Here is a 21,833-nt window from a genome sequence, read left to right as displayed (position 1 = left end):
CGGCCCCGGACGGGACAGGCGGCTCAGCCCCGCGGGACCAGGTCCAGCACCACGGCCTCGGGCCGGCACGCGAACCGCACGGGCGCGGACGGCGCGGTCCCCAGGCCGGCCGACACCTCGAGGGGGACGGTCCGCCCCGCGGCCGTCCACGTCGAGACCCCGGAGGCCTGTCGGCGCGGCAGGTCGCAGTTGGTGACGAGCGCACCGAGGAACGGCACGCACACCTGCCCGCCGTGGGTGTGGCCGGCGAGCAGCAGGTCGGCGCCGTCGGCGGTCATGGCGTCCAGCACGCGGCGGTACGGGGCGTGGGTGACGCCCAGCCGGAACCGCCCGTCGTCACCGGGCCGCCCGGCGTTCTCGTCGGGTGCGGCGCCGGGGAAGCCGGCCCAGGCGTCCAGACCGAGGTGCGGGTCGTCGGTGCCGGCGGCGAGGACCTCGAGCGTGGTCCCGGCGCGGGTCGGCACGGCCAGGGCGGCGCCCCGGTTCGTCAGGTCGGCCCAGCCGGCGGCGCGGAACGCGCCGAACAGGACGTCGGAGGGAAGCCGGGGCCGGTCCTCGTCCATGCGCGAGGGGCCCGCGAAGTACCGCAGGGGGTTGGCCGCCTTGGGCGCGTAGTAGTCGTTGGAGCCGGGCACGAACACGCCGGGCCGCGCCAGCAGCGGCCCGAGCGCGTCGAGCACGAGCGGCACCGACGCCGCGGCGGACACGTTGTCTCCCGTGTTGACCACGAGGTCAGGCTCGAGTGCATCCAGCCCGCGCAGCCACGCCCGCTTGGCCCGGTGCCGGGGCAGCAGGTGGATGTCCGAGAGGTGCAGCACCCGCAACGGCGCCGACCCGGCCGGCAGCACGGCCAGTCGGTGCGTGCGCACCGTCCGGGCCTCAGCCTCGGCGAGGCCCCAGGCCAGGCCGAGGCCCGCCGTCGCGGCCATCCCGACGGCGGCAGGCGCTGCGGAACGGAGCATGCGGCGGGTGGGGGAGGCGGCGGGGGGCATCGCGGTCAGAAGCCCGGGACCGCCTCGGGCAACGGCCCGCCTCGGTCCAGGTCGTCGATGTGGAACTGGCGTCCGTCCGGGTGCTCGCCGGCCTCGCCCGGGTCCTCCGACTGCGGGCCGTCCCACTCGGGCAGTTCACCCGGCGGGAACTTCTCCTTGGCCAACTGGTTGTACTCGAGCCAGGACGGGCCGTTGATGGAGGTCGAGTAGAACGGGTTGCGGACCTCGCCGTTGACGGTCTCGCCCGTCATGGACTTCAGGTTGTTGTAGCGGCCGGTCCACACGGCGGTGGCCAGCTTGCTGGTGAATCCGACGAACCACGTGGAGGACACGTTGTCGTTCGTGCCCGTCTTGCCGCCGAACTCGTAGCCGGCGCCCTCCTCGGCGATGTTGAAGCCGGCGATGTGGCGCAGGACCGGCATCAGCTCCCGGACGTGGTCCGGGTCGATGACCTGGTCGCACTGAGGGTCGGCGACGTCGTACTGGTTGCCGACGGTGTCCGTGACCTCCAGGATGGCGCGCGGCTCGCAGTACAGGCCGTTCGCGGCGATGGCGGCGTACGCGCCGGCCAAGGACAGCGGGGCCACCGAGTCCTTGCCGAGCAGGAAGGACGGGTCGTCCGGCTGCAGCGGGGAGCTGTCCAGGGCGCGGGTGATGCCCAGCTGGGTGGTGAGGCTCGTGATGTCGCACAGGTCCAGCTGGTACGCGGTGGCGACGGTCGGGGTGTTCACGGACCAGAAGAGGCCCTCGTCCACGCGCACCTGCCGCAGCATGCCCGGGATCACGTTCTTGAACTGCCAGGTGCCGCCGATCGTGGTGTAGCCGCCCGGGCGGCACGAGGCAGCGAACCGCGTGCCCGTGGGGTAGACGTTCCGGGAGGCGTCCACGGAGTCGACCAGGCGGTTGCCGTTGCGCAGCCACGTCAGTGCCACGAAGGGCTTGAGCGTGGAGCCGGCCTGGAAGCCCTGGCCGCCACCCCACTGCTTGTCCACGTTGAAGTTCAGCGAGGTGTGGCCGAGCTCGTCCTGGATGGCGTACTCGGTGTTCTGGGCCATGGTGCGGATGTTGCCGGTGCCGGCCTCCACCGAGGTGAGCGCGTGGCCGGCGCCCAGCGACTCGTTGTTGGGCACCGAGGCGCGCAGGTTCTTCTCGGTCTCCTTCTGGAGCGTCGAGTCGATCGTTGTGCGGATGGTGAGTCCGCCGCGGTCCAGCAGGGCCTGGCGGGACTGGACGTCCGGGCCGAACGTGGGGTCGGCGAGGATCTGCCGCTCCACGTAGTCGCAGAAGTAGGTGCCGAACTTGGCGTAGAGGCAGCCCGAGGGGCGGGACTCCATGACCACCTCCATCGGCTGGGCGACGGCGTGGTCGTACTCCTCCTGGGAGAGGTAGCCGTTGTCCTTCATCGCGTTCAGCACGAGGTTGCGCCGCTCCGTGGCCTCCTCCGGGTTGCGGGCCGGGTTGAACCGGGTGGGGGACTGGACCATGCCGGCCAGCGTGGCGGCCTCCCAGCTCTCCAGGTCGGCGGCGGACTTGCCGAACACGTACTGCGAGGCAGCCTCGACCCCGTAGGCACGGCCGGAGAACAGCACGATGTTGAGGTAGCCCTCGAGGATCTCGTCCTTCGACATCTGCTTCTCGACGGCGACGGCCAGCTTGATCTCCTTGACCTTGTCCGCGATGTTCTTGGAGCCGGAGAGGGTGAGGCGGGAGTCGCCGCGGATCTGCTGCACGTTCACCAGCATGTTGTTCACGAACTGCTGGGTGAGGGTGGAGGCGCCCTGCGTGGAGTCGGAGGTGGCGTTGTTGACGGTCGCGCGAATGAGGCCGCGCGCGTCCACGCCGTCGTGATCGTAGAAGCGCTCGTCCTCGATGGCCACGATCGCGTGCTGCATGTGCTTTGAGATCTTGTCCAGTGGGACCGGGGTGCGGTTCTCCTCATAGAAGACGGCGATCTCCTCACCGTCCTCCGAGAGGATGCGCGACGGGACGGACACCGGCTCCGCGGGCAGCTCGTCCGGCAGCTCGTCCAGCATCTCCCGACCCGACGCGGCGGCGACACCGGCCAGGCCCGCGACGGGCAGCAGGAGGGCCGCCACGAGCAGGCCAGCCAGCGCCGACAGGCCCACGAAGGCGAGGAGGCGGCCGGGGGCGCTCGAGGGCGCGGGGAAGCGGGTCGTGCGGGAGGCCATGGGCGCGAGTGTAGCGCGGGCACCTGGGACCTCTTCCGGGGTCCGCGCCGGTGGCTAGGGTGGGTCCCATGACTCAGCAGACGCAGTGGGAGTACGCCACGATCCCCCTCCTCATCCACGCGACCAAGCAGATCCTCGACCAGTGGGGTGAGGACGGCTGGGAGCTCGTCACGGTGATCCCGGGCCCCGAGGGGAACAACCCCGTGGCCTACCTCAAGCGTCCGAAGGCGGCGTGAACGTGACGGCGCAGTCCTCGGCCCCCGCCTGGGGCGACGGCGCAGTCGCGGCCCGCCTCGCGGAGCTCGGCATCGACCGACCCGCCGTCGCGGCGCCGGTCGGCTCCTATGTCCCGGCCCTGCGGGACGGCGACCTCGTGCTGACCTCCGGCCAGCTCCCCTTCGTGGCCGGCGCCCTGCCCGCCACTGGCAAGGTGGGCGCGGAGGTCACCCCGGAACGCGCCCAGGAGCTCGCGCGGGTGTGCGCCGTGAACGCGGTGGCCGCGGTGCACGAGCTGTTGGGCGACCTGGACCGGGTCGCCCAGGTCGTCAAGGTCGTCGGTTTCGTGGCCTCCGACCCCGCGTTCACCGGTCAGCCCGGCGTGGTGAACGGCGCCTCGGACGTGCTGGCCGAGATCTTCGGCGAGGTCGGCCGCCACGCGCGCTCCGCCGTCGGCGTGGCCGTGCTGCCCATGGATGCTCCCGTCGAGGTGGAGATCACCGTCCGTGTCCGCTGATCCGGCCGGCCTGCTGCTGCCGGTCCCGGAGCAGGAGGAGGACCTCACCCGCCAGTGGCTGGACCGGCGCTTCCGCCAGGTGCGCCCGGCCCGGCCCGGGTCGGCCGTGGTGCTCGTACGCGACGGCGACGACGGCCCGGAGGTCTTCCTCCGTCACCGCGCGGGACGCACCCCGCTCGGCCGCGTGGGTCTGCCCGGCGGCGCGCTCATCGAGTCCGACGCCGACCTGTGCCCGTGGTACGGGCCCGAGCCCTCCCAGTGGGCCCACACGTTCGGGACCACGGATCGGCGGCGTGCGCGGCAGCACGTGGTGGCCGCCGTCCGTCAGCTCCACGACGAGGCCGGAGTGCTCCTCGCCGGTCGCTCCGACACGGACGTCGTGTCCACGGCGCGCGTCGAGACCTGGGGCGGGGGCCGCAGCTCCCTCGAGGAGGGCTCGGAGAGTCTGCCCCATCTGCTGGCCTCGCGCGGCCTCGGACTGCGCGCCGACCTGCTGCGCCCCGTCATGCGCTGGCATTCCGCGCCCCACGTCCACCGACGTTTCGACACGGCCGTGTTCGCCACGACGACCCCACCGGTGCAGTCCGCGCCGGCATCCGAGGAACCCGGTCCCGAACTCCAGGCGTGGGTGCCCGCGTGTCGCGCGCTGGCCGGCCCGCTGCGGCTGCCCGGACCCGCCGGGGCGGAGGGCACGGCACCCTTCGACCAGGTGGCGACCCCGCTGACGCAGGTGATCGTGCGTCGGGTCGCGGCGCACCGGACGGCCGCCGCCTTCCTGCTCTCCGTCACGCCCTGTGCCCGGCGTGGCCCCGTGCCGGAATACCACCTGGTCACCGAGGCCGGCGACGACGGCACCCCCCGGATGCGGGTGGAGCGGGCCACCCGGGACTGACCGGGGTGGCCCGCTCCAGGGCGGGGAGCGTCAGCGCGAACGCTGGCGCAGACGCTGCAGGTCCAGGATGACCACGGCGCGGTTCTCCAGGCGGATCCAGCCGCGCTGGACGAACTCGGCCAGGGCCTTGTTCACGGTCTCGCGGGACGCGCCCACCAGCTGGGCGAGTTCCTCCTGCGTGAGGTCGTGCGCCACCAGCAGGCCGTCCGCGGCCGGGCGGCCGAAGCGGTCCGCGAGGTCCAGGAGCGCCTTGGCCACGCGGCCCGGCACGTCCGAGAACACCAGGTCCGCCAGGGACTCGTTGGTCTTGGACAGACGCTGGGCCAGGGCCTGGAGCAGCTGGACCGACACGTCCGGCGACGAGGCGATGGCGCGGCGCAGGTTCTCGTGGCGCAGACCGGCCAGGCGCGTGGCGGACACCGCGGTGGCGGTGGCGTTGCGCGGGGCGGGGTTGAACAGGGCCATTTCGCCGAAGATCTCGCCGGGGCCGAGCACGGCCACGAGGTTCTCGCGGCCGTCCGAGGCGGTGCGGCCGAGCTTGATCTTGCCGGACATGATCACGTACAGCTGATCGCCCTGGTCGCCCTCGTGGAACGCGGACGCGCCGCGGGAGAGCTCGACCTCGGTCAGCTCCGAGGTGAGGATGGCGAACACCTCGTCGTCCAGGTTGGTGAACAGCGGAGCCTTCCGCAGAACCTCGAGATCCATGTGTGCGTGTCCTCTCTGTGGCCAGTTCCTCACACCGCGGCGGAGGAGCCGCCCGGTTCACTGGCGTCCATTGTGCCCCATACCCCAGTGCGGGCCGATACCCTGGATCCTCCACCGGGTGCGCGGGCCGTCCCCGTGCGTGGCCGGTGCCGTCACATCCGAAGGAGGTCGCCCATGCCGCTGGGTCTGACGTGGCTGGACGTCCTGCTCATCGTCGCGCTCGCGATGCTCCTGGTCCAGGGTCACCGTCGCGGCCTGTGGGTGGTGCTGGGCAACCTCGTCGGCCTGGTCGGCGGCGCCGCGATCGCGTTCTACGCCCTGCCTGAGGTGGCGAAGTTCGTCACCGCGCCGCAGTGGCGGTGGGCCGCGCTGATCGCCACCCTCGTCGTGCTCGTGGCGGCGGGCCAGTACGTGGGCGCCGCCATCGGCGAGGCGATCCGGTTGCGCGTGAACCTGCCGGCGCTGCGACTCGTCGACCGCCTGCTCGGCGCGCTCGCCACCGGTCTCGCGGGCGCCCTCGTCCTCTGGCTCGTGGCGTTCTCCATCGCGGCCTCCGGCTCCACCGCGGTCACCCGTGAGGTGACCCGCTCGCGGGTGATCGCAGCGCTGGACACCGTGATGCCCGACTCGCTCCTGGCCTGGGCCGCCCGCTCGCGTTCCGCCGTCGCCGACCTGGACGTGCTGCCGGAGCTCGAGCTGCCCGCCCCCGTCCCGGAGACCGACGACGGCGTCCGCGCCGCTCCGGCCCCGGCCGCGACGCCGGGTCTGCCCTCGGCCGCCTCCTCCCCGTCCGCCCCGCCCGCGACGTCCGCCGCGGCGACCCCCGAGGAGCCCGACGACGCCGCCGCGGCCTCGTCGTCCACGTCCGCCGCGCCGTCGGCCACGACGACCGCCCCCGCCTCGTCGACGTCGACGGCCGCCCCCTCGACTCCCGCCGCCTCCTCGGCGTCGGCCGCCGTCGTCCGGCTGACCGGGACGGCCGCGCAGTGCAACCAGGTGCAGAGCGGCTCGGGCGTGGCCGTGGCCCCGGACCGCGTGCTCACGAACGCGCACGTGGTCCTCGGCGTGGACGCCCCCACCGTGACGGACCGCGCCCGCGGCGTGCACGCGGCGCGGATCGTCCACCTGGACACGGCGCACGACCTCGCCGTCCTGGCGGTCGACGACGCGGACCTGCCCGTCATGCCGGTCGGGGCCGAGCTGACGGGCGGCGCGTCGGCCTCCGTCCTGGGGTACCCCGACGGCGGCCCGTTCGCCTCCACCCCCGCGACCGTGCAGGCTGTCGGCGAGGTGCCGCTCGGCGACGTCCTGACCGGGGCCGCGAGCATGGTGGACGTCTACACCCTCGCGGCGGACATCCGCCACGGCTACTCGGGCGGCCCGGTGGTGGACGCCGCCGGGAACCTGGCCGGTCTGGTGTTCGCCCGGGCCCCGGGCTCGGACGCCGTCGGCTACGCCCTGACGGCGGACACCATCGCCCCCGTCGTCGCCGCGGCCCCGGGGATGACAGCCACGGTCCCCTCGGGGGACTGCGTCCCGGGCGGCTGAGCCGGCGCCGCGCCACGCGCCTGACGCCCGCATTCCGGACCGGACTGTCCGGTAACGGCCCGCGTCGACTATTGTGGCATCCGTCACACTCGAGTTTCCCCGACCCTCGGAGGTCCTGCATGTCCAGCACCGTCTCCGCGCCCGCCACGGCGCCGAAGCGCACCCGGGAGGAGTTCACCGGCCGGTGGGCCTTCATCCTGGCGGCCATCGGCTCCGCCGTGGGCCTCGGCAACATCTGGCGCTTCCCCTACGTCGCCTATGAGAACGGCGGTGGCGCGTTCGTCATCCCCTACCTGATCGCGCTGCTCACGGCGGGCATCCCGCTGCTGTTCTTCGACTACGCGATCGGCCACCGCTTCCGCGGCTCCGCGCCTCTGGCGTTCCGGCGCCTGTCCCGGTGGACCGAGACCGTCGGCTGGTGGCAGGTGCTCATCTGCGTCGTCATCGGGATCTACTACGCCGCGATCATCGGCTGGGCGATCATGTACACCTGGTTCTCCGTGGACCAGCGGTGGGGCGAGGACCCGGAGACCTTCCTCATGGGCGACTACCTGCGGGTCGCCGACGACCCGTCCCCGTCCTTCGACTTCGTCTCGGGCGTCTTCTGGCCCATGCTCGCCGTCTGGGTGATCACGCTGCTCATCATGGGCTTCGGCGTGCGCCGGGGCGTGGCCCTGGCCTCGATGGTCGGCATCCCGCTGCTCATCGTGATGTTCCTGATCCTCGTCGGCATCGCCCTCACCCTGCCGGGCGCCGCCCAGGGCCTGGACGCCCTGTTCACGCCGAACTGGGCCGCGCTCGCTGACCCCGGCGTCTGGATCGCCGCCTACGGCCAGATCTTCTTCTCGCTGTCCGTCGGTTTCGGCATCATGATCACCTACGCCTCCTACCTCAACCGCCGGACGAACCTTACCGGCTCCGGCCTGGTCGTCGGCTTCTCCAACTCGGGCTTCGAGATCCTGGCCGGCATCGGCGTGTTCTCCGCCCTGGGCTTCATGGCGCAGGCCTCCGGCGTGTCCGTGTCCGAGGTGGCCGGCAGCGGCATCGGCCTGGCGTTCATCGCCTTCCCCACCCTGATCTCGCAGGCCCCGCTCGGCGCCCTGATCGGCGTGCTGTTCTTCGGCTCGCTCGTGGTCGCCGGCTTCACCTCGCTGATCTCGATCCTCGAGGTCGTCATCTCCGCCGTGAAGGACAAGCTCGGCTGGGGCCGCTGGACGGCCACGATCGTCGTGATCGGCCTGTCCGGGGTGGTCTCCCTCGCCCTGTTCTCCACCACCACGGGCCTGCAGATGCTCGACACCATGGACGCGTTCGCCAACAACTTCGGCATCGTGGGCGCGGCGCTCCTGTCGGTGCTCCTGGTCACCGGCGCACTGGGCTCGGCCCGCCGCATCACGGCGCACCTCAACGCCGTCTCCTCCTTCAAGGTCGGCCGCGGGTACGTGCTGCTGATCGGCGTGCTCATGCCGATCGTGCTCGCCTACATCTGGCTCTCCTGGATCATGAAGGTGATCGCGGAGGGCTATGAGGGCTACCCGGGCGACTTCCTCGGCGTCTTCGGCTGGGGCATCGCGCTCGGCTCCGTCGCCCTGGCCGTCCTGCTCTCCCTGATCCCGTGGTCCCGCAAGTCCAACCTCTACGCGGAGGACCTGGACAGCGAGATCCACGGCGACCTCATCCCGCACAACGCCGTGCCCGAGGGCACCGTCCCCACCGGCGCCCTGCCGGTGGTGCCCGCGGCCACCACCCGGAAGGAGCTCTGACCGATGAGCACCGCAGCGATCGTCATGATGTCCCTGGCCATCCTCCTGGTGTGGGGCGGCCTCGCGGTCTCCGCCATCCACCTGCTCCGCCACCCGGACGACTCCTCGGGCGACCTCGCCATCGAGGACGAGCTGGCCCCCGCCGTGCGGGAGCGCGAGGATGGCCGTCTCGACGCGCGGCACCGGTGAGTCGATGAGGCTCCCCGGTCCGTTCGCGGCGGCCCCGGTCGCCGACGGGGCCGCGGGCGTGGTCTCCGCCTCCCTGCCGGTCGTGGCGGTGGACGCGAGCCTGCCGGCCCCGCCCTACCGGCAGATCGTGGACGCGGTCCTGGCCGGCGTCGCCTCCGGATCCCTGGCCCGCGGGGACCGACTGCCGCCCGTGCGCGTGCTCGCCGCCGAGCTCGGCGTGGCACCGGGCACCGTGGCCCGGGCCTACAAGGAGCTCGAGGCGCACGGCACCATCCGCACCCGGGGTCGCGCGGGCACGTTCGTGGCCGCCTCGGCGGACGCCCGCGCCGACGCCGCGCACCAGGCCGTGCGGCGCTGTCTGGACACCCTGCTCGAGCGCCTCGGGTACACGCCCGACGAGGCCGTGGAGCTGGTCCGCCGGGACGCGGCCGCCCGCGCCTGAGGCGGGCCCGCCCACCGACGACGCCGCCCCGGACCGCACGCAGCGTGCGGTCCGGGGCGGCGTCGTCGTGCCGGCTCAGGCCTTCGGGGCGAGCGTCTCCACGATGCGCTGCATGACCGTGGGGTCGGCCAGCGTGGTGGAGTCGCCCGGGTCGCGGCCCTCGGCCACGTCCTTGAGCAGACGGCGCATGATCTTGCCGGAGCGCGTCTTGGGCAGCTCGGGGACCACGAGCACGCGCTTGGGCTTGGCGATGGGGCCGATGTCCTTGCCCACGTGCTGCCGCAGCTCCTCCTCGACCTCGGCGACGTCGCGGTCGGCCGCGACGGCGACCGCGGTGAGCAGGACGAACGCGACGACCGCCTCACCCGTGGTCTCGTCCTTCGCACCGACCACCGCGGACTCGGCCACGGACGGGTGCGCCACGAGGGAGGACTCGATCTCGGTGGTGGACAGGCGGTGGCCGGAGACGTTCATGACGTCGTCCACGCGGCCCAGCAGCCAGATGTCGCCGTCCTCGTCGTAGCGGGCGCCGTCGCCGGCGAAGTACATGCCGGGGAAGCGGGACCAGTAGGTCTCCTTGAAGCGCTCCCGGTCGCCCCAGATGCCGCGCAGCATGGACGGCCACGGCTCGCGCACCACGAGGAAGCCCGCGCTCGTGTCCGTCATGGGTTCGCCGAGCTCGTCCACGACCTCCAGCACGACGCCGGGCACCGGCCTCTGGGCGGAACCGGGCTTGAGGGTGGTCACGCCGGGCAGCGGGGTGAGCATGTGGGCGCCCGTCTCGGTCTGCCACCAGGTGTCCACGATGGGGCAGCGGCCGGCGCCGATGACCTCGTGGTACCAGAGCCAGGCCTCCGGGTTGATGGCCTCGCCCACGGAGCCGAGCACGCGCAGGCTGGAGAGGTCGTACTCGTCCGGGATGTGCCGGCCCCACTTCATGAACGTGCGGATCGCCGTCGGCGCCGTGTAGAGGATGCTCACGCCGTACTTCTGCACGATCTCCCACCAGCGGCCCTGGTGCGGGGAGTCCGGGGTGCCCTCGTAGATCACCTGGGTGGCGCCGTTGACCAGCGGTGCGTAGGCGACGTAGGAGTGCCCGGTGACCCAGCCGACGTCGGCGGTGCACCAGAAGACGTCCGACTCCGGGTGCAGGTCGAAGGTGTCGTGGTGGGTGACCGCGGCCTGCACGAGGTAGCCGCCGGTGGTGTGCAGGATGCCCTTCGGCTTCCCGGTGGTGCCGGAGGTGTACAGGATGTAGAGCGGGTGCTCGGCGTCGTGCCACACGAGCTCGTGCTCGTCGGACTGGCCGTCCACGACGTCGTGCCACCACAGGTCGCGGCCCTCGGTCATCTCGACCTCGGCCTCGTTGCGGCGGACCACGAGCACGTGCTCGGCGGTGTGGCCGGGCGCGGAGAGGGCCTGGTCCACGGCGGGCTTGAGCATGGAGGGTTTGCCGCGGCGGAAGGAGCCGTCGGCCGTGACGACGAGCTTGGCCTCGGCGTCGTCCACGCGGGAGCGCAGGGCGTCGGAGGAGAAGCCGCCGAACACCACGGAGTGGACCGCGCCGATGCGCGCGCACGCGAGCATCGTGATGACGGCCTCGGGGATCATCGGCAGGTAGACGGCCACGCGGTCGCCCTTGGTCACGCCGAGGGACTCGAACGCGTTGGCGGCGCGCCGGACCTCGGCGGCCAGGTCGGCGTAGGTGTAGGTCCGGGTGTCGCCGGGCTCGCCCTCGAAGTGGATGGCCACGCGGTCGCCGTGGCCGGCCTCGACGTGGCGGTCCAGGGCGTTGTACGCGGCGTTGGTGGTGCCGCCGACGAACCACTTCGCGAAGGGTGCGTCGGACCAGTCCAGGACGTCGGTGAAGTCCTGCTCCCAGTGCAGGACCTCGCGGGCGCGGCGGGCCCAGTAGGCCAGGCGGTCCTTGGCGGCCTCCTCGTACAGGTCGGCTCCGGCCACCGCCTGGGCGGCGAACTCGGCCGGGGGCGGGAACGTGGGGATCTGCTCGTCCATCGACGGGGTCCTTTCGGGGTGGTGCGGTCAGTGCGCGGCGCGGATGTGACGCGCCCCACACTAGTCTCCCGCCTCAGCATGCCGCGCGCGGCGTCGTCGCCACAAATCCTCGGGTCCTGTGTGTCGCATCGTGCCCGGAAGCGGGGGCCGGACGCGGTGCGGACGTCGGCACGCGCCCCGCTCCCTAGGATGGTCGGACCTGAGCGGATCGCACGAGGGCGGGAGGACGCGCGGATGGAGACGGAGTCGACGGGCACGCCGACCGGGGAGACCCGGCCGGCACTGGTGCGCCGGGCGCGGCGGATCAACCGGATCCTGGCCGAGACGTACCCGTACGCCGTCGCCGAGCTGGACTTCGAGACGCCGTTCGAGCTGCTCGTGGCCACGGTGCTGTCCGCCCAGACCACCGACGTGCGGGTCAACGCGGCCACGCCGGCGCTGTTCGCCCGCTTCCCGGACGCCCATGCGATGGCCGCGGCCACCGAGCCGGAGCTGCAGGAGCTCGTGCGCTCCACGGGGTTCTACCGGAACAAGGCCTCCGCGATCCTGCGGTTGTCCCAGGAGCTCGTGGCCCGGCACGACGGCGAGGTCCCCGCCCGTCTCGAGGACCTCGTGGCGCTGCCCGGGGTGGGGCGCAAGACCGCGTTCGTGGTGCTCGGCAACGCCTTCGGCCAGCCCGGGATCACCGTGGACACGCACGTCGGCCGGCTCGCCCGGCGCCTGGGGTTCACGGACGAGACCGACCCGGTGAAGGTCGAGCACGCCGTGGGTGCCCTGTTCCCGCGCCGGGACTGGACGATGCTCTCCCACCGGCTGATCTTCCACGGCCGCCGCGTGTGCCACGCGCGCCGCCCGGCGTGCGGGGCGTGCCCGATCGCCCGCTGGTGCCCGTCCTACGGCGCGGGGGAGACCGACCCCGAGCGGGCGCGCGCCCTGCTCGCCTACGAGCTCAAGCCCGGCCGGGAGGAGCTGCTCGAGCTCCTGCGCGCGGGGCGGACGCGCCGGGAGCTGCGCGCCCTCGGCCACGGGCTGGAGGCCTGAGCGCTCAGCCTGCCCGCCCGCTCAGCCGGCGGTGAGGCCCGCGAGGATCGCGTCGACGGCCCGGCGCGCGTGCACCCCCACGCCCGCGAGCGTGGCCGAGGCGGCCCCGCACCAGTCGTCGTAGCCGAGCAGGTGCAGCCCCGGCACGTCCACCGAGGCGGTCGGCAGCGCACGCTCCGTCGCCGGCGCCCCGGAGGGGCGGCGGGTCAGCTCGAGGCCCCGCAGATGGCGCAGGTCCGCCCGGAAGCCCGTGCACCAGACGACGTCATCCACCGGGTGCTCGGCCCCGCGCACCCGGGCCGCGGCGCGGCTGGCGGCGGGCCAGCCGTGGCTTGCGCCGGCGTCGTGGCCCCAACGGACGCCCTCCGGCGTGAGCGCCGTGGGCGCGGGGACCGCGTGGAGCCCGGCCTCGTCGCGGGCGCGGATCACCGAGGGCACCATGACGATGTCCCCGAGGTCGCCCACGCGCGCCTCGGAGCGGCCCAGCACGCGCGCCGAGGCCCGGTCGAAGAGCACCCGCCCGTCCACGTCGTCCGGCATGAACCGGGGCGGACGCCGGGTGGCCCACGTGGTGGCGACACCCGCCAGCAGCAGGTCAGCCGCGATCTGGGCGCCCGAGTTGCCGCCGCCCACCACGAGGACGCGCCGCCCGGCGAACGCGTCGGGGGAGCGGTACGCGGCGGAGTGCCGCTGCGTGCCGCCGAAGCGGTCGGCGCCCGGGAGGGCCGGCACGAACGGGCGGGTGAACGAGCCGGTCGCGGAGACCACGGCCCGGGCGCTCAGGGCCGTGCCGTCCTCGAGCCGCAGGGTGAACGGCGGGGACGCGGCGGCGTCGTGCGTCACCTCCGCGACACGCACGCCCCGGCGCACCGGCAGCCCGTAGCGGTCCTCGTAGTCGGCCAGGTAGGCGACGACGTGCCCGGCGTCCGGGGTGCCGGGACCGGGCGACGGCGGCATGGGTCGGCCCGGCAGGGAGGAGTGCTCGGCGGGGGAGAACAGGCGCAGGGAGTCCCAGTGGTGCGGCCACGCGCCGCCGGGCTGGGCGGACGCGTCGAGCAGGACGAACGACGGCGGCGGGCCCGGCCGGCGCCCGCGGTCGACGTCCCGCGCGGCCCGGGCCAGGAAGTAGCCGACCGCCAGTCCGGCCTGTCCGGCGCCGATCACCGCGACGTCCACCGGATCCGGGGACGCGGCGTCCGCCGGGGGCGAGGTCAGGGGAGCCGTCATGCCCCGAGGCTACGACCGGCGGCTAGCGTGGGGGCCATGCCTGAGACCCCCGCGAGCCCCCGCCCGACCTCCCGCGACGCCGCCGGGACGTCCGAGGCGTCGCTGACGGGTGCGCGGGACCAGCTGGCGGACCTCGTGGCCCGGTGGGGCACGGCCCCTGCGGACGCGCCCGGTCACCACGACCCGGCCTCGCTCACCACCATCCCGCCCGAGGCCGTGCCGATGTGGGGCTTCGAGTGGCCCCGGTCCGGCGATCCGCGCCCCTCCGCCGTGCTGATCCTGTTCGGCGCCCTCGACGACGTCCCCGCCCGTCACGACGCCGAGCGCGTGCACCCGCACGTGGACGTGCTGCTGACCCAGCGCGCCGCCACCCTGCGCCAGCACGCCGGGCAGATCGCGTTCCCCGGCGGTCGCGTCGACCCCGAGGACGCCGACGTCGTGGCCACGGCCCTGCGCGAGGCGCAGGAGGAGACCGGCTTGGACCCGGCCGGCGTGGAGGTCCTGGGCGTGCTGCCGGCGGTGCCGGTGGTGGTCTCCGGGCACGTGGTGCACCCGGTGCTCGGGTGGTGGCGGGACCCCAGTCGCGTGGCGGTGGTCGACCAGGCCGAGGCCGCGGCCGTGTTCCGGATGCCGGTCGCGGACCTGGTGGACCCCGCGAACCGGTGCCGCGTGGCCCGGCCCGGCGGCCGCCGCGGCGAGACGCCGGGCTTCCTCGTGGGCGAGCGCCTGGTGTGGGGGTTCACGGCGGCGCTGCTGGACCGTGTGCTGGCGCTGCTGGGCTGGGACGTGCCGTGGGACGACTCCCGCGTGCGCGACGCGCGGACCCACGAGATCCTGCGCGGTTGACGGCTGCGCGGCGCCGTCCGCTCCTGCACAGGCGCCGGGGGGTGGGCACGTGTCCCCAGCCGGACGACCGGGGCAGGCGGGCGCGCGGGCGAGGCGGTGGACTGGACGGGCCGGCGGCCGCGGACCGCGGCGGCCGCCCCCCATCCCGCAGGAGGTCCGCCATGCGCCCGTTCGTCCCCGCCGCCCCGCCCCGCCCGCCCCGGGGCCGACGGTCCCGCCTCGCCCCGCCCGAGGTCGGCCGACGGTTCCCGTGGCCCCGCACTGACCCGGCCGAGCCGGAACGCACGCAGGTCGCCGCGCCGCCGCTGGCCACACCCGCAGCGGGCCCCGGCGGGCTGGACGCCGCCGTCGTGCGCCGGCGCGTGGCCGAGGCCCGTGCGTCGGCCGCCGACGGGGCGGAGCCGCCGCTGGCCCCGCTGATCGCCGAGGCCCTCGATGCGCCGATCGACGACCCGCGCGTGGCGGCGCTGGTCGATGAGCTCGACGGCTTCGGCCCGCTCGCACCCTGGGTGCGCACCCCGGGCGTGACCGACGTGCTCGTGGACGGCGCGGGCGCGGTGTGGACCGACGGGGACGAAGGCCTCGTCCGCCGCCCCGGTCGGCTCGACCCCGAGACCGCCCGGGAGCTCGCGGTGCGGCTGCTGCACCGGGCCGGCCGCCGCCTCGACGCGGCGGTGCCGCTGGCCGACGCCCGCGTGGGCGGCGTGCGCGTCCACGCGGTCCTGCCCCCGGTCAGTGGCGGCGGCACCCTGCTGAGCCTGCGGATCCCGGCCGCGACGACGCCGTCGCTGGCCGCGCTGGCCGACGGCTGGCCGGACGGCGCCCTCTGGGCCGACGCCCTCGAGGCGCTCGTGCGCGACCGTGCCACCGTCCTGGTCAGCGGCGCGACCGGGGCAGGCAAGACCACGCTGCTCTCCGCAGCCCTCGGCCGGGTGCCGGGGGACGAACGGATCGTCGTCGTGGAGGACACGGCCGAGGCCGCGCCCGATCACCCGCACGTGGTCGCACTGCAGTGCCGCGCCGCCAACGCGGAGGGCGCCGGCGAGGTCGGACTGGCCGAGCTCGTCCGCCACGCGCTGCGGATGCGGCCGGACCGGCTCGTGGTCGGCGAGTGCCGCGGCGCCGAGGTGGCCGACGTCCTCACCGCCCTGAACACGGGACACCAGGGCGCGTGGGGCACCCTGCACGCCAACGCCGCCGCCGAGGTGCCCGCCCGGCTGACGGCCATGGCCTCCCTGGCCGGCTGGCGGCCCGAGACGGTGGCCGCGCAGGCCCGCGCCGGCGTGGACGCCGTGCTGCACGTCGCCCGGGACGGCCACGGGCGGCACCCCGTCGAGCTCGCCGTCCCGGACCCGCGCGCCGACGGGTTCGCCCTGCTGCCCGCCCTCACGTGGCGGCCCGGGACGGAGGCGACGGGCGGGCGGACCGTCGAGGGACCCGGCGTGCCCGCGCTCGCGGCGCGGCTGGCGGGGCGGGGCGGCCGGTGAGCCCGACGACGGCCACCGGGCCGGCGCGGCGGTCCCGCGCCGGGCGTGCCGTGGCGCTGCTGCCCTGGCGGGCCGGGCGGGCGAGGCCGGAGGAGGAGACGGAGGTGCTCGTCGGCGTGCTGCGCCGCTGGGCCGCCCTCGTCGCGGCCGGTCTGACCGAGGAGCAGGCCTGGCGGGAGACCGCGTGCACCCTGCCCGCCTGCGGGTCGGGCCCGGGCGAGGCGGGTGCCGCATGCTGCGCCCATCACCACGCCCGACGCCGGGCCGAGGCGCTGGCCTGGGATGTGCCGGCGTCGCCTGCGCCGACCGGGGAGGCGGCGCGCCGCGGTGGGACCCCGCCCTGGCGGACCCCCGCACGGGACCCGGGCTGGGCGTTGGTCGATGCGGCGCTCGCGGCCGGGGCCCGGGCGGGTGCCGCTCCCGCAGCCGTGGCCCGGCGGCTGGCCCACAGCCTCGAGGCGGACGTGGACGCGGCCCGGGCCCGCCGCTCGGCCGCGGCGGGGCCGGGCGCGACGTCCCGACTGCTGCAGTGGCTGCCCCTGGGCGGCCTCGGCCTCGCGTGGCTGCTCGGCACCTCCCCGTGGGACCTGGTCCGCTCGCCCTTCGGTGCCGTGGTCGCCGCGGTGGGGCTGCTGTTCTGGCTGGCCGGGCGGTCCTGGACGCGCCTGCTGCTGCGTGCGGCCGCGCGCGAGCCGGCGGCGGTGGGCGCCGCCGTCGTGCTGGACGTGCTGGCGGCGCTGCTCAGCGCCGGCCGATCCCTGCCCGCCGCGCTGGACGACCTCGGCCGGACCCTGCCGGGCGCCCGCGGCCTGCGGGCCACGGCGGCGCTGCTGCTCTGGGGCCGGGACTGGGACGAGGCGTGGGTGGGCCTCGACACGGACCCGGTGTGGGCCGAGACCGCCGCCCGACTGCGTCCGCTGCACCGGTCCGGGATGGCCGGCGCCCGCACGCTGGCCGAGACCGCCGCCGCCGTCCGTCAGCAGACCCGGCGGACCGATGAACGGGCGGCCGAGGAGCTGGCCGTGCGCCTGGTGATGCCGCTGGGGCTGTGCCTGCTGCCCGCCTTCGTGTGCTGGGGCGTTGTGCCCGTCGTCATGGCCCTGCTCGGGGCGGGACCGGGCTGAGGCGGCGGCGACACCGGGGCGTCCGGTCCTGCACAGGGCCCCGTTCGCCCCGCCCCATCCCCGGATCCGCACCGCCCCCGGCGCGCGGGGCCCGCACCGGGCCAGCCTGGGACCAGCGGCCCGGCCGGGCCGTCACCACCGCCCCGCACCGCGGGGCCCACTCCAGGAGGACCACCATGACCCACCGCTCCCACTCCGCCCAGCCCGCCGTCACTCGCCCGAGCGAGCGCGACCGCCTCGCCCGCGTCGTCGACGCCGCGAGCGAGGAGACCGGCGCGATCACGGCCGAGTACGGCATCCTCACGCTCGCCGCCGTGGGCTTCGCGGGCGTGCTGGCCGTCGTGCTCACCAGCCCGGACGTGCAGTCGCTGCTCGTGGACCTCGTCTCCGGGGCGCTCCAGCGTGACTGAGCACCCGATCTCCGCCCCGCCGTCCGGGCGCCGCACGGGCGCCCGGACGGCGGGGTGGCCCCGGGCGCTCCGGGGCGGCGAGACCGGGGCCGTCACGGCCGAGTACGCGGTGCTGCTGCCCGTGATCGCGTTCGTGCTCGTGTCCGTCCTGCTGGCCGGCGCCGCCGCGGTGCAGCAGGTGCGGGGTCAGGACGCCGCGGCGTCGGCCGCCCGCATCCTCGCCCGGGGCGACGACGAGGCGGCGGCCCGGGACGCGGTGGCGCGCATGGCCGGCGACGACGCCTCGCTCTCGCACACCGTCGAGGGCGGGTGGGTGACCGTCGAGGTCGTCCAGCCCGGCCCCGGGCCGCTCGCCTGGGCCGAGGTGCTCACCCTCACCGCCCACGCCGCCGCCCCCGACCAGCGGCCCGGAACGCCCGCCGCCTCACCGGAGGACCGGTCATGACCCGCGGGAGGGCGCCCGCGCGGGGCGAACGCGGCTCGGGCACCGTGTCCGTCCTGGGCACGGCCGCCCTGGGGGCGGGTCTGCTGCTGGCGGTCGCGGCGCTCGGGCAGGCCTCGGTCACCGGCTCCCGGGCGGCCGGGGCCGCCGACCTGGCGGCGCTCGCCGCCTCCGACGCCCGGCGCGGGCTCTCCGACCACGAGCCGTGCGTGCTGGCCGGGCGGACCGCCGAACGCAACGGGGCCGTCGTCGTGGCGTGCGAGGTGCGCGAGGACGGGACCGTGCGCGTCGCGGTCGAGCTCGCCCGCGCCCCGCTGCCGGCGGCCACGGCCGACGCCGTCGCGGGTCCGCCGCGGTCTCAGGCCCCGGGCGCCGCGTCCGCGGCCCCGCCGGGGGCGCCGCCCGAGCCGTCGGCCGAGGCGTCCGCCGGGACGAGGTGATCGGCGTGGTCCATCAGGAACCGCAGGACGGTCAGCGCGCCGGCCTTGTCCAGGGGGCTGTTGCGGTTGCCGCACTTGGGGGACTGCACGCAGGACGGGCAGCCCTCCGCGCACTCGCAGGCCGCGATGGCCCCCGCCGTCGCCTCGACCCAGCGTCGCGCCTGCTCGAAGCCGCGTTCGGCGAAGCCCGCCCCGCCGGGCCGGCCGTCGTAGACGAACACGGCGGGGGAGCCCGTGTCCGGGTGCAGGACCATCGAGACGCCGCCGATGTCCCAGCGGTCGTTCGAGGCGACGAGCGGCATCATGCCGATCATCGCGTGTTCCGCCGCGTGGAGGGCGCCGGGCAGGCGATCCGTGGTCAGACCCGCGGCGATGAGCTCGTCCGAGGCCGCCTGGAACCACACCGCCGAGGTGAACAGGTCCCGCGCCGGCAGGTCGAGGGGCTCCTCGCCGAGCACCTCCCCGGAGGCCAGGGCCTTGCGCTGGAAGGACACCACCTGGGTGCGGACCTGCACCTCCCCGAGGCACCAGCGCAGGGTGCTCTCGCGCGCGTCCAGGCGACGGTGCACCGCGACGATCTCGATCTCCGTGACGTCCCGGGCCTGCGTGGTGAAGTCCGGCCAGGCCCGCGTGACCACCACGGCGTGCGCGTCCTCGTCCAGCTCCGCCACGAGGTACGTGCGGTCCTGGTGCACGTACACCGCGCCGGGATGCGCCTGGTAGTGGGTCTGGGGCGAGTCCATCGTGCCCAGCAGGGCACCGGACTCGGCGTCGATGATGTCCATGGGCCCGCCGCCGTCGTCCCGCAGGGAGACCATGCCGGCGGCGTGCTCGGGGTGCGTCCAGAACCAGCCGGCCGGCCGACGGCGCAGCAGCCCCTGCTCGACCAGCACGTCCAGCAGGGCGCGCACCCGCCCCGGTTCCCCGAACCAGCCGAACGCCTCGGGCGTGATCGGCAGTTCCGCGGCGGCCGCGCACAGCTGCGGGCCGAGCAGGTGCGGGTTCTCCGGGTCCACCACGGTGTCCTCCACGCCCAGGTCGAACACGGCCTCCGGGTGGTCCACCACGAACGTGTCCAGGGGGTCGTCCGAGGCCACGAAGAACGCGAGCGCATCCTGGCCACCGCGCCCGGCGCGGCCGATCTGCTGGAAGAACGACGCGCGGGTGCCCGGCCAGCCGGCCACCACCACCGCGTCCAGCCCCGCGACGTCGATGCCCATCTCCAGCGCCGGCGTCGAGGCCATGCCCAGCAGCCGACCCGAGCGCAGGTCCGCCTCCAGCTCCCGCCGCTCCTCGGGCAGGTAGCCCGAGCGGTAGGCCGCGATCCGCGTGCCGAGCCCCGGCTCGACCTCCTCGAGCTGCCGCTTGGCCGCGCTGGCGATGGCCTCGGCCCCGCGCCGCGAGCGGATGAACGCCAGCGTGCGCACCTGCTGCAGGGCCAGGTCCGTGACCAGGTCGGCGGCGGCGGCCATCGCCGAGCGGCGGACGGGCGCGCCGTTCTCGCCCCGACGGTCCGTCAGCTCCGGCTCCCAGAACGCCACCGTGACCGCCCCGTGCGGGGACGCGTCCTCGGTGACGGCCGTGGCCGGCGCCCCGATCAGTCGGGCGAAGTGCCCGGCCGGATCCGCCGACGTCGCGGACGCTCCGATGAACACGGTCTCCGGACGGTCCCCGCGGTAGTGGGCGGCGATGCGCCGCAGCCGGCGCAGCAGGATGCCCACCTGCGAGCCGAAGACGCCCCGGTACGTGTGCGACTCGTCCACCACCACGAACGCCAGGTTCCGGAAGAACGCGGCCCACCGCTCGTGGTGCGGCAGGATCCCCACGTGGAGCATGTCCGGGTTGGTCATGAGAACGGTGGCGTGCTCGCGAGCCCAGATCCGGTCCTGCGGTGCGGTGTCGCCGTCGTAGGGGGCCGCGCGCAGCCCCGGGGCGCCGTCCCGCTCGAGGGCGCGCCAAGAGGTCAGCTGGTCCGCCGCGAGGGCCTTGGTGGGGGCGAGGTAGAGCGCGGTGGCCCGGGGGTCGGCGGCCAGCCGGGTGCCGACCGCCAGCTGGTAGCCCAGCGACTTGCCCGACGCCGTGCCCGTGGCGAGCACGGTGTGCGTCCCCGCGCCGGCCAGGGCCGCGGCGCGCACCTGGTGCAGCCACGGCCGCTCGACGCCGCGTGCCGCGAACGCCCTGACCAGGCCCTCCGGCGCGTCCGCGGGCCAGTCCGTGTGCCGGGCCTGCCGGGCGGGCAGCTCGGTGACGTGGCGAATCTGCTCGGGCAGCCCGGTCCGGCCCAGCGCCGCACGGAGTCCGGCCCCCGCCGGCGTGTCCGGGCGCAGGTCGCCGGGTGCCGTGACGGACAGCCCGGCCACGACGTCGGCCACCACCTCACCGACGGGCTGCGGCTCCGGTCCGGAGCAGTCCGGGGCGGCGTCGTCCACGCCCGGCGCGGCGTCCGCCGTGCCGGGCGGCCCCCAGCCGCCCGCGGGATCCGCCCAGGGATCGTGCTCCGGGAGGTGGCCGGTCACGCCCCCATGGTGCCGGTGTGCTCGGCGGTGGGGTTGTCCTCGGCCAGGCCGCGACCCCAGATGGACACGGGGCCGAGGTCGGTCCAGGCCAGGTGGCGGTACAGCTTCTGCCCGTCCGGCGAGGCGACGAGCAGGCCGCGGCTGATCTCACCCTCGCTCATGACCTCGGAGGTGAGGTAGCGCATCACGAGGGAGCCGAGGCCGCGGCGACGGTGGTTCGGGGACGTCCAGATCCGGTCGTAGACGGCGGTGCCGTCCTCCTCGGTGACCCAGCCGAGGGCGGCGAGCTCTTCCTCGCCCTCCGGCGCGGTCGAGGCGCCGACGGCCAGGATGCGCAGGCGACGGCTGCCCTCCATCGGCTGGTCCACGCGGGCCTCATAGCCCTCGGGCAGCAGCGGGGGCTCCACGTCCTGCAGCTCGGGGTCCATGTCCATGGTCATGAAGCGCTCCGGCTCGGCCTGGGCCTTCAGACCCATGGCCTTCGGGTCCTCGCCGGCGTCGCCGAACACGGTGAGCAGAATCTGCTCCTGGTCCCGCACCGCCTCGCGCAGGTCCTCGAGCTCCGCGCGGGAGGGGTTCACCACCACGTACTCCCACGTGGCCGGCACGTCCACCGTGGCGCGACCGGAGCCGCCGGGGATCATGCGGGCGGGGCGAGGGGTGCGCAGGGCCGCGCGTCGCCCCGCTTCCTGGCTGATGCGGTAGCCGCGCGATCGCGACCAGGCCGCGAACCAGGTGTCGACCAGTGCCGGATCCAGATGCTCAGTCATGTCTGAAGGGTAAGGCGTGAGGCCGGTGCGGGCCAGGTCCCGCCCGTCCCGCACGGCC

21 protein-coding genes are annotated in these 21,833 nt (G+C 75.2%); 14 read left to right on the top strand and 7 right to left on the bottom strand.

All coding sequences use genetic code 11. The annotated features are described in order from the left end of the window. Nucleotides 1-23: 23 nt before the first annotated feature. Both NR073_RS01285 and NR073_RS01280 read right to left on the bottom strand, forming a co-directional pair. A complete protein-coding gene (locus tag NR073_RS01285; protein WP_036338244.1) occupies nucleotides 24-992 on the bottom strand; it encodes a metallophosphoesterase in 969 nt (322 codons plus the stop codon). A gap of 5 nt (nucleotides 993-997) precedes the next feature. Then, nucleotides 998-3,181, bottom strand: a complete 2,184-nt coding sequence (locus tag NR073_RS01280) for a transglycosylase domain-containing protein (RefSeq protein WP_036338242.1) — start codon at nucleotides 3,179-3,181, stop codon at nucleotides 998-1,000. Nucleotides 3,182-3,249: 68 nt separating this feature from the next. Here NR073_RS01280 and NR073_RS01275 point away from each other — a divergent pair, with 68 nt between their 5' ends. Genes NR073_RS01275 through NR073_RS01265 form a run of 3 tightly spaced genes read left to right on the top strand, consistent with a single transcriptional unit; the run spans nucleotide 3,250 to nucleotide 4,806 of the window. Continuing rightward, a complete protein-coding gene (locus NR073_RS01275; protein WP_010080276.1) occupies nucleotides 3,250-3,417 on the top strand; it encodes a DUF4177 domain-containing protein in 168 nt (55 codons plus the stop codon). Next, nucleotides 3,414-3,914, top strand: coding sequence for a RidA family protein (locus NR073_RS01270; RefSeq protein ID WP_069941149.1), 501 nt, complete (start codon nucleotides 3,414-3,416; stop codon nucleotides 3,912-3,914). The genes NR073_RS01275 and NR073_RS01270 overlap by 4 nt, the downstream gene beginning before the upstream one ends. Next, complete coding sequence (locus NR073_RS01265) at nucleotides 3,904-4,806, top strand: NUDIX hydrolase (protein WP_069941150.1); 903 nt, start codon at nucleotides 3,904-3,906, stop codon at nucleotides 4,804-4,806. Before NR073_RS01270 ends, NR073_RS01265 begins: the two co-directional genes overlap by 11 nt. Nucleotides 4,807-4,836: 30 nt before the next feature. On the opposite strand, the gene NR073_RS01260 is transcribed toward NR073_RS01265, so the two are convergent. Then, nucleotides 4,837-5,514 carry a Crp/Fnr family transcriptional regulator gene (locus NR073_RS01260; RefSeq protein ID WP_002854021.1) on the bottom strand — a complete coding sequence of 226 codons (678 nt, stop codon included), beginning with the start codon at nucleotides 5,512-5,514 and terminating at the stop codon, nucleotides 4,837-4,839. Nucleotides 5,515-5,688: 174 nt separating this feature from the next. On the opposite strand from NR073_RS01260, the gene NR073_RS01255 reads away from it, so the two are divergent. The 4 genes from NR073_RS01255 (at nucleotide 5,689) to NR073_RS01240 (ending at nucleotide 9,456) form a co-directional block, all read left to right on the top strand. Beyond that, the gene (locus NR073_RS01255; RefSeq protein ID WP_063189861.1) at nucleotides 5,689-7,062 is read left to right on the top strand and encodes a CvpA family protein; all 1,374 of its coding nucleotides are present in this window, start codon (nucleotides 5,689-5,691) and stop codon (nucleotides 7,060-7,062) included. Nucleotides 7,063-7,181: 119 nt separating this feature from the next. Beyond that, on the top strand, nucleotides 7,182-8,825 hold the full coding sequence (locus NR073_RS01250) for a sodium-dependent transporter (protein WP_063189859.1): 1,644 nt from the start codon (nucleotides 7,182-7,184) through the stop codon (nucleotides 8,823-8,825). A 3-nt stretch (nucleotides 8,826-8,828) separates the two neighbouring features. After that, nucleotides 8,829-9,014 (top strand): methionine/alanine import family NSS transporter small subunit, encoded by a 186-nt coding sequence (locus tag NR073_RS01245; protein ID WP_063189857.1) that lies wholly within the window; start codon nucleotides 8,829-8,831, stop codon nucleotides 9,012-9,014. After that, nucleotides 8,986-9,456 carry a GntR family transcriptional regulator gene (locus tag NR073_RS01240; RefSeq protein ID WP_063189855.1) on the top strand — a complete coding sequence of 157 codons (471 nt, stop codon included), beginning with the start codon at nucleotides 8,986-8,988 and terminating at the stop codon, nucleotides 9,454-9,456. The genes NR073_RS01245 and NR073_RS01240 overlap by 29 nt, the downstream gene beginning before the upstream one ends. 75 nt (nucleotides 9,457-9,531) lie before the next feature. Here the strand turns inward: NR073_RS01240 and acs are convergent, their stop codons facing one another. Next, entirely contained in the window at nucleotides 9,532-11,472 is a 1,941-nt protein-coding gene (gene acs, locus NR073_RS01235) for an acetate--CoA ligase (RefSeq protein ID WP_250202881.1), read from the bottom strand. Between the two features lie 234 nt (nucleotides 11,473-11,706). Here acs and nth point away from each other — a divergent pair, with 234 nt between their 5' ends. Further along, a complete protein-coding gene (gene nth, locus NR073_RS01230; RefSeq protein ID WP_250202880.1) occupies nucleotides 11,707-12,513 on the top strand; it encodes an endonuclease III in 807 nt (268 codons plus the stop codon). Between the two features lie 21 nt (nucleotides 12,514-12,534). Here nth and NR073_RS01225 read toward each other — a convergent pair whose 3' ends face one another. Further along, nucleotides 12,535-13,740 carry an NAD(P)-binding domain-containing protein gene (locus NR073_RS01225; protein WP_041103996.1) on the bottom strand — a complete coding sequence of 402 codons (1,206 nt, stop codon included), beginning with the start codon at nucleotides 13,738-13,740 and terminating at the stop codon, nucleotides 12,535-12,537. A gap of 36 nt (nucleotides 13,741-13,776) precedes the next feature. Here NR073_RS01225 and NR073_RS01220 point away from each other — a divergent pair, with 36 nt between their 5' ends. The 6 genes from NR073_RS01220 (at nucleotide 13,777) to NR073_RS01195 (ending at nucleotide 18,489) form a co-directional block, all read left to right on the top strand. After that, nucleotides 13,777-14,586, top strand: coding sequence for a CoA pyrophosphatase (locus tag NR073_RS01220; RefSeq protein WP_041103998.1), 810 nt, complete (start codon nucleotides 13,777-13,779; stop codon nucleotides 14,584-14,586). Nucleotides 14,587-14,747: 161 nt separating this feature from the next. Continuing rightward, nucleotides 14,748-16,073 carry a CpaF family protein gene (locus tag NR073_RS01215; RefSeq protein WP_256748546.1) on the top strand — a complete coding sequence of 442 codons (1,326 nt, stop codon included), beginning with the start codon at nucleotides 14,748-14,750 and terminating at the stop codon, nucleotides 16,071-16,073. Then, a complete protein-coding gene (locus NR073_RS01210) occupies nucleotides 16,070-17,197 on the top strand; it encodes a type II secretion system F family protein (protein ID WP_230956258.1) in 1,128 nt (375 codons plus the stop codon). Before NR073_RS01215 ends, NR073_RS01210 begins: the two co-directional genes overlap by 4 nt. A gap of 176 nt (nucleotides 17,198-17,373) precedes the next feature. Further along, on the top strand, nucleotides 17,374-17,607 hold the full coding sequence (locus tag NR073_RS01205; RefSeq protein WP_049161531.1) for a DUF4244 domain-containing protein: 234 nt from the start codon (nucleotides 17,374-17,376) through the stop codon (nucleotides 17,605-17,607). Then, nucleotides 17,600-18,052 carry a TadE family type IV pilus minor pilin gene (locus NR073_RS01200; protein WP_060973650.1) on the top strand — a complete coding sequence of 151 codons (453 nt, stop codon included), beginning with the start codon at nucleotides 17,600-17,602 and terminating at the stop codon, nucleotides 18,050-18,052. Before NR073_RS01205 ends, NR073_RS01200 begins: the two co-directional genes overlap by 8 nt. Further along, nucleotides 18,049-18,489 (top strand): Rv3654c family TadE-like protein, encoded by a 441-nt coding sequence (locus NR073_RS01195; RefSeq protein ID WP_060973649.1) that lies wholly within the window; start codon nucleotides 18,049-18,051, stop codon nucleotides 18,487-18,489. The genes NR073_RS01200 and NR073_RS01195 overlap by 4 nt, the downstream gene beginning before the upstream one ends. Here NR073_RS01195 and NR073_RS01190 read toward each other — a convergent pair. Together NR073_RS01190 and NR073_RS01185 are read right to left on the bottom strand one after the other, a co-directional pair. Continuing rightward, nucleotides 18,408-21,005, bottom strand: a complete 2,598-nt coding sequence (locus tag NR073_RS01190; protein WP_060973648.1) for a DEAD/DEAH box helicase — start codon at nucleotides 21,003-21,005, stop codon at nucleotides 18,408-18,410. The genes NR073_RS01195 and NR073_RS01190 overlap by 82 nt on opposite strands. Next, on the bottom strand, nucleotides 21,002-21,775 hold the full coding sequence (locus tag NR073_RS01185; RefSeq protein ID WP_060973651.1) for a GNAT family N-acetyltransferase: 774 nt from the start codon (nucleotides 21,773-21,775) through the stop codon (nucleotides 21,002-21,004). The genes NR073_RS01190 and NR073_RS01185 overlap by 4 nt, the downstream gene beginning before the upstream one ends. Nucleotides 21,776-21,833 lie beyond the last annotated feature (58 nt).

Source organism: Micrococcus sp. Mcc28, assembly GCF_024519775.1.
GTDB classification, from domain to species: Bacteria; Actinomycetota; Actinomycetes; order Actinomycetales; family Micrococcaceae; genus Micrococcus; species Micrococcus luteus.
The sequence above is the reverse complement of the archived record's forward strand: the minus strand, read 5'-3'. Positions and strand labels throughout refer to the sequence as shown.

Excerpts from the sequence above, each read along its gene's own strand:
- NR073_RS01240 (WP_063189855.1), top strand. The coding sequence starts at position 8,986 with ATGGCCGTCTCGACGCGCGGCACCGGTGAGTCGATGAGGCTCCCCGGT.
- NR073_RS01260 (WP_002854021.1), bottom strand. The coding sequence starts at position 5,514 with ATGGATCTCGAGGTTCTGCGGAAGGCTCCGCTGTTCACCAACCTGGAC.
- NR073_RS01275 (WP_010080276.1), top strand. The coding sequence starts at position 3,250 with ATGACTCAGCAGACGCAGTGGGAGTACGCCACGATCCCCCTCCTCATC.
- NR073_RS01255 (WP_063189861.1), top strand. The coding sequence starts at position 5,689 with ATGCCGCTGGGTCTGACGTGGCTGGACGTCCTGCTCATCGTCGCGCTC.
- NR073_RS01250 (WP_063189859.1), top strand. The coding sequence starts at position 7,182 with ATGTCCAGCACCGTCTCCGCGCCCGCCACGGCGCCGAAGCGCACCCGG.
- NR073_RS01285 (WP_036338244.1), bottom strand. The coding sequence starts at position 992 with ATGCCCCCCGCCGCCTCCCCCACCCGCCGCATGCTCCGTTCCGCAGCG.
- nth (WP_250202880.1), top strand. The coding sequence starts at position 11,707 with ATGGAGACGGAGTCGACGGGCACGCCGACCGGGGAGACCCGGCCGGCA.
- NR073_RS01225 (WP_041103996.1), bottom strand. The coding sequence starts at position 13,740 with ATGACGGCTCCCCTGACCTCGCCCCCGGCGGACGCCGCGTCCCCGGAT.
- acs (WP_250202881.1), bottom strand. The coding sequence starts at position 11,472 with ATGGACGAGCAGATCCCCACGTTCCCGCCCCCGGCCGAGTTCGCCGCC.
- NR073_RS01185 (WP_060973651.1), bottom strand. The coding sequence starts at position 21,775 with ATGACTGAGCATCTGGATCCGGCACTGGTCGACACCTGGTTCGCGGCC.
- NR073_RS01215 (WP_256748546.1), top strand. The coding sequence starts at position 14,748 with ATGCGCCCGTTCGTCCCCGCCGCCCCGCCCCGCCCGCCCCGGGGCCGA.
- NR073_RS01195 (WP_060973649.1), top strand. The coding sequence starts at position 18,049 with ATGACCCGCGGGAGGGCGCCCGCGCGGGGCGAACGCGGCTCGGGCACC.
- NR073_RS01280 (WP_036338242.1), bottom strand. The coding sequence starts at position 3,181 with ATGGCCTCCCGCACGACCCGCTTCCCCGCGCCCTCGAGCGCCCCCGGC.
- NR073_RS01205 (WP_049161531.1), top strand. The coding sequence starts at position 17,374 with ATGACCCACCGCTCCCACTCCGCCCAGCCCGCCGTCACTCGCCCGAGC.
- NR073_RS01220 (WP_041103998.1), top strand. The coding sequence starts at position 13,777 with ATGCCTGAGACCCCCGCGAGCCCCCGCCCGACCTCCCGCGACGCCGCC.
- NR073_RS01245 (WP_063189857.1), top strand. The coding sequence starts at position 8,829 with ATGAGCACCGCAGCGATCGTCATGATGTCCCTGGCCATCCTCCTGGTG.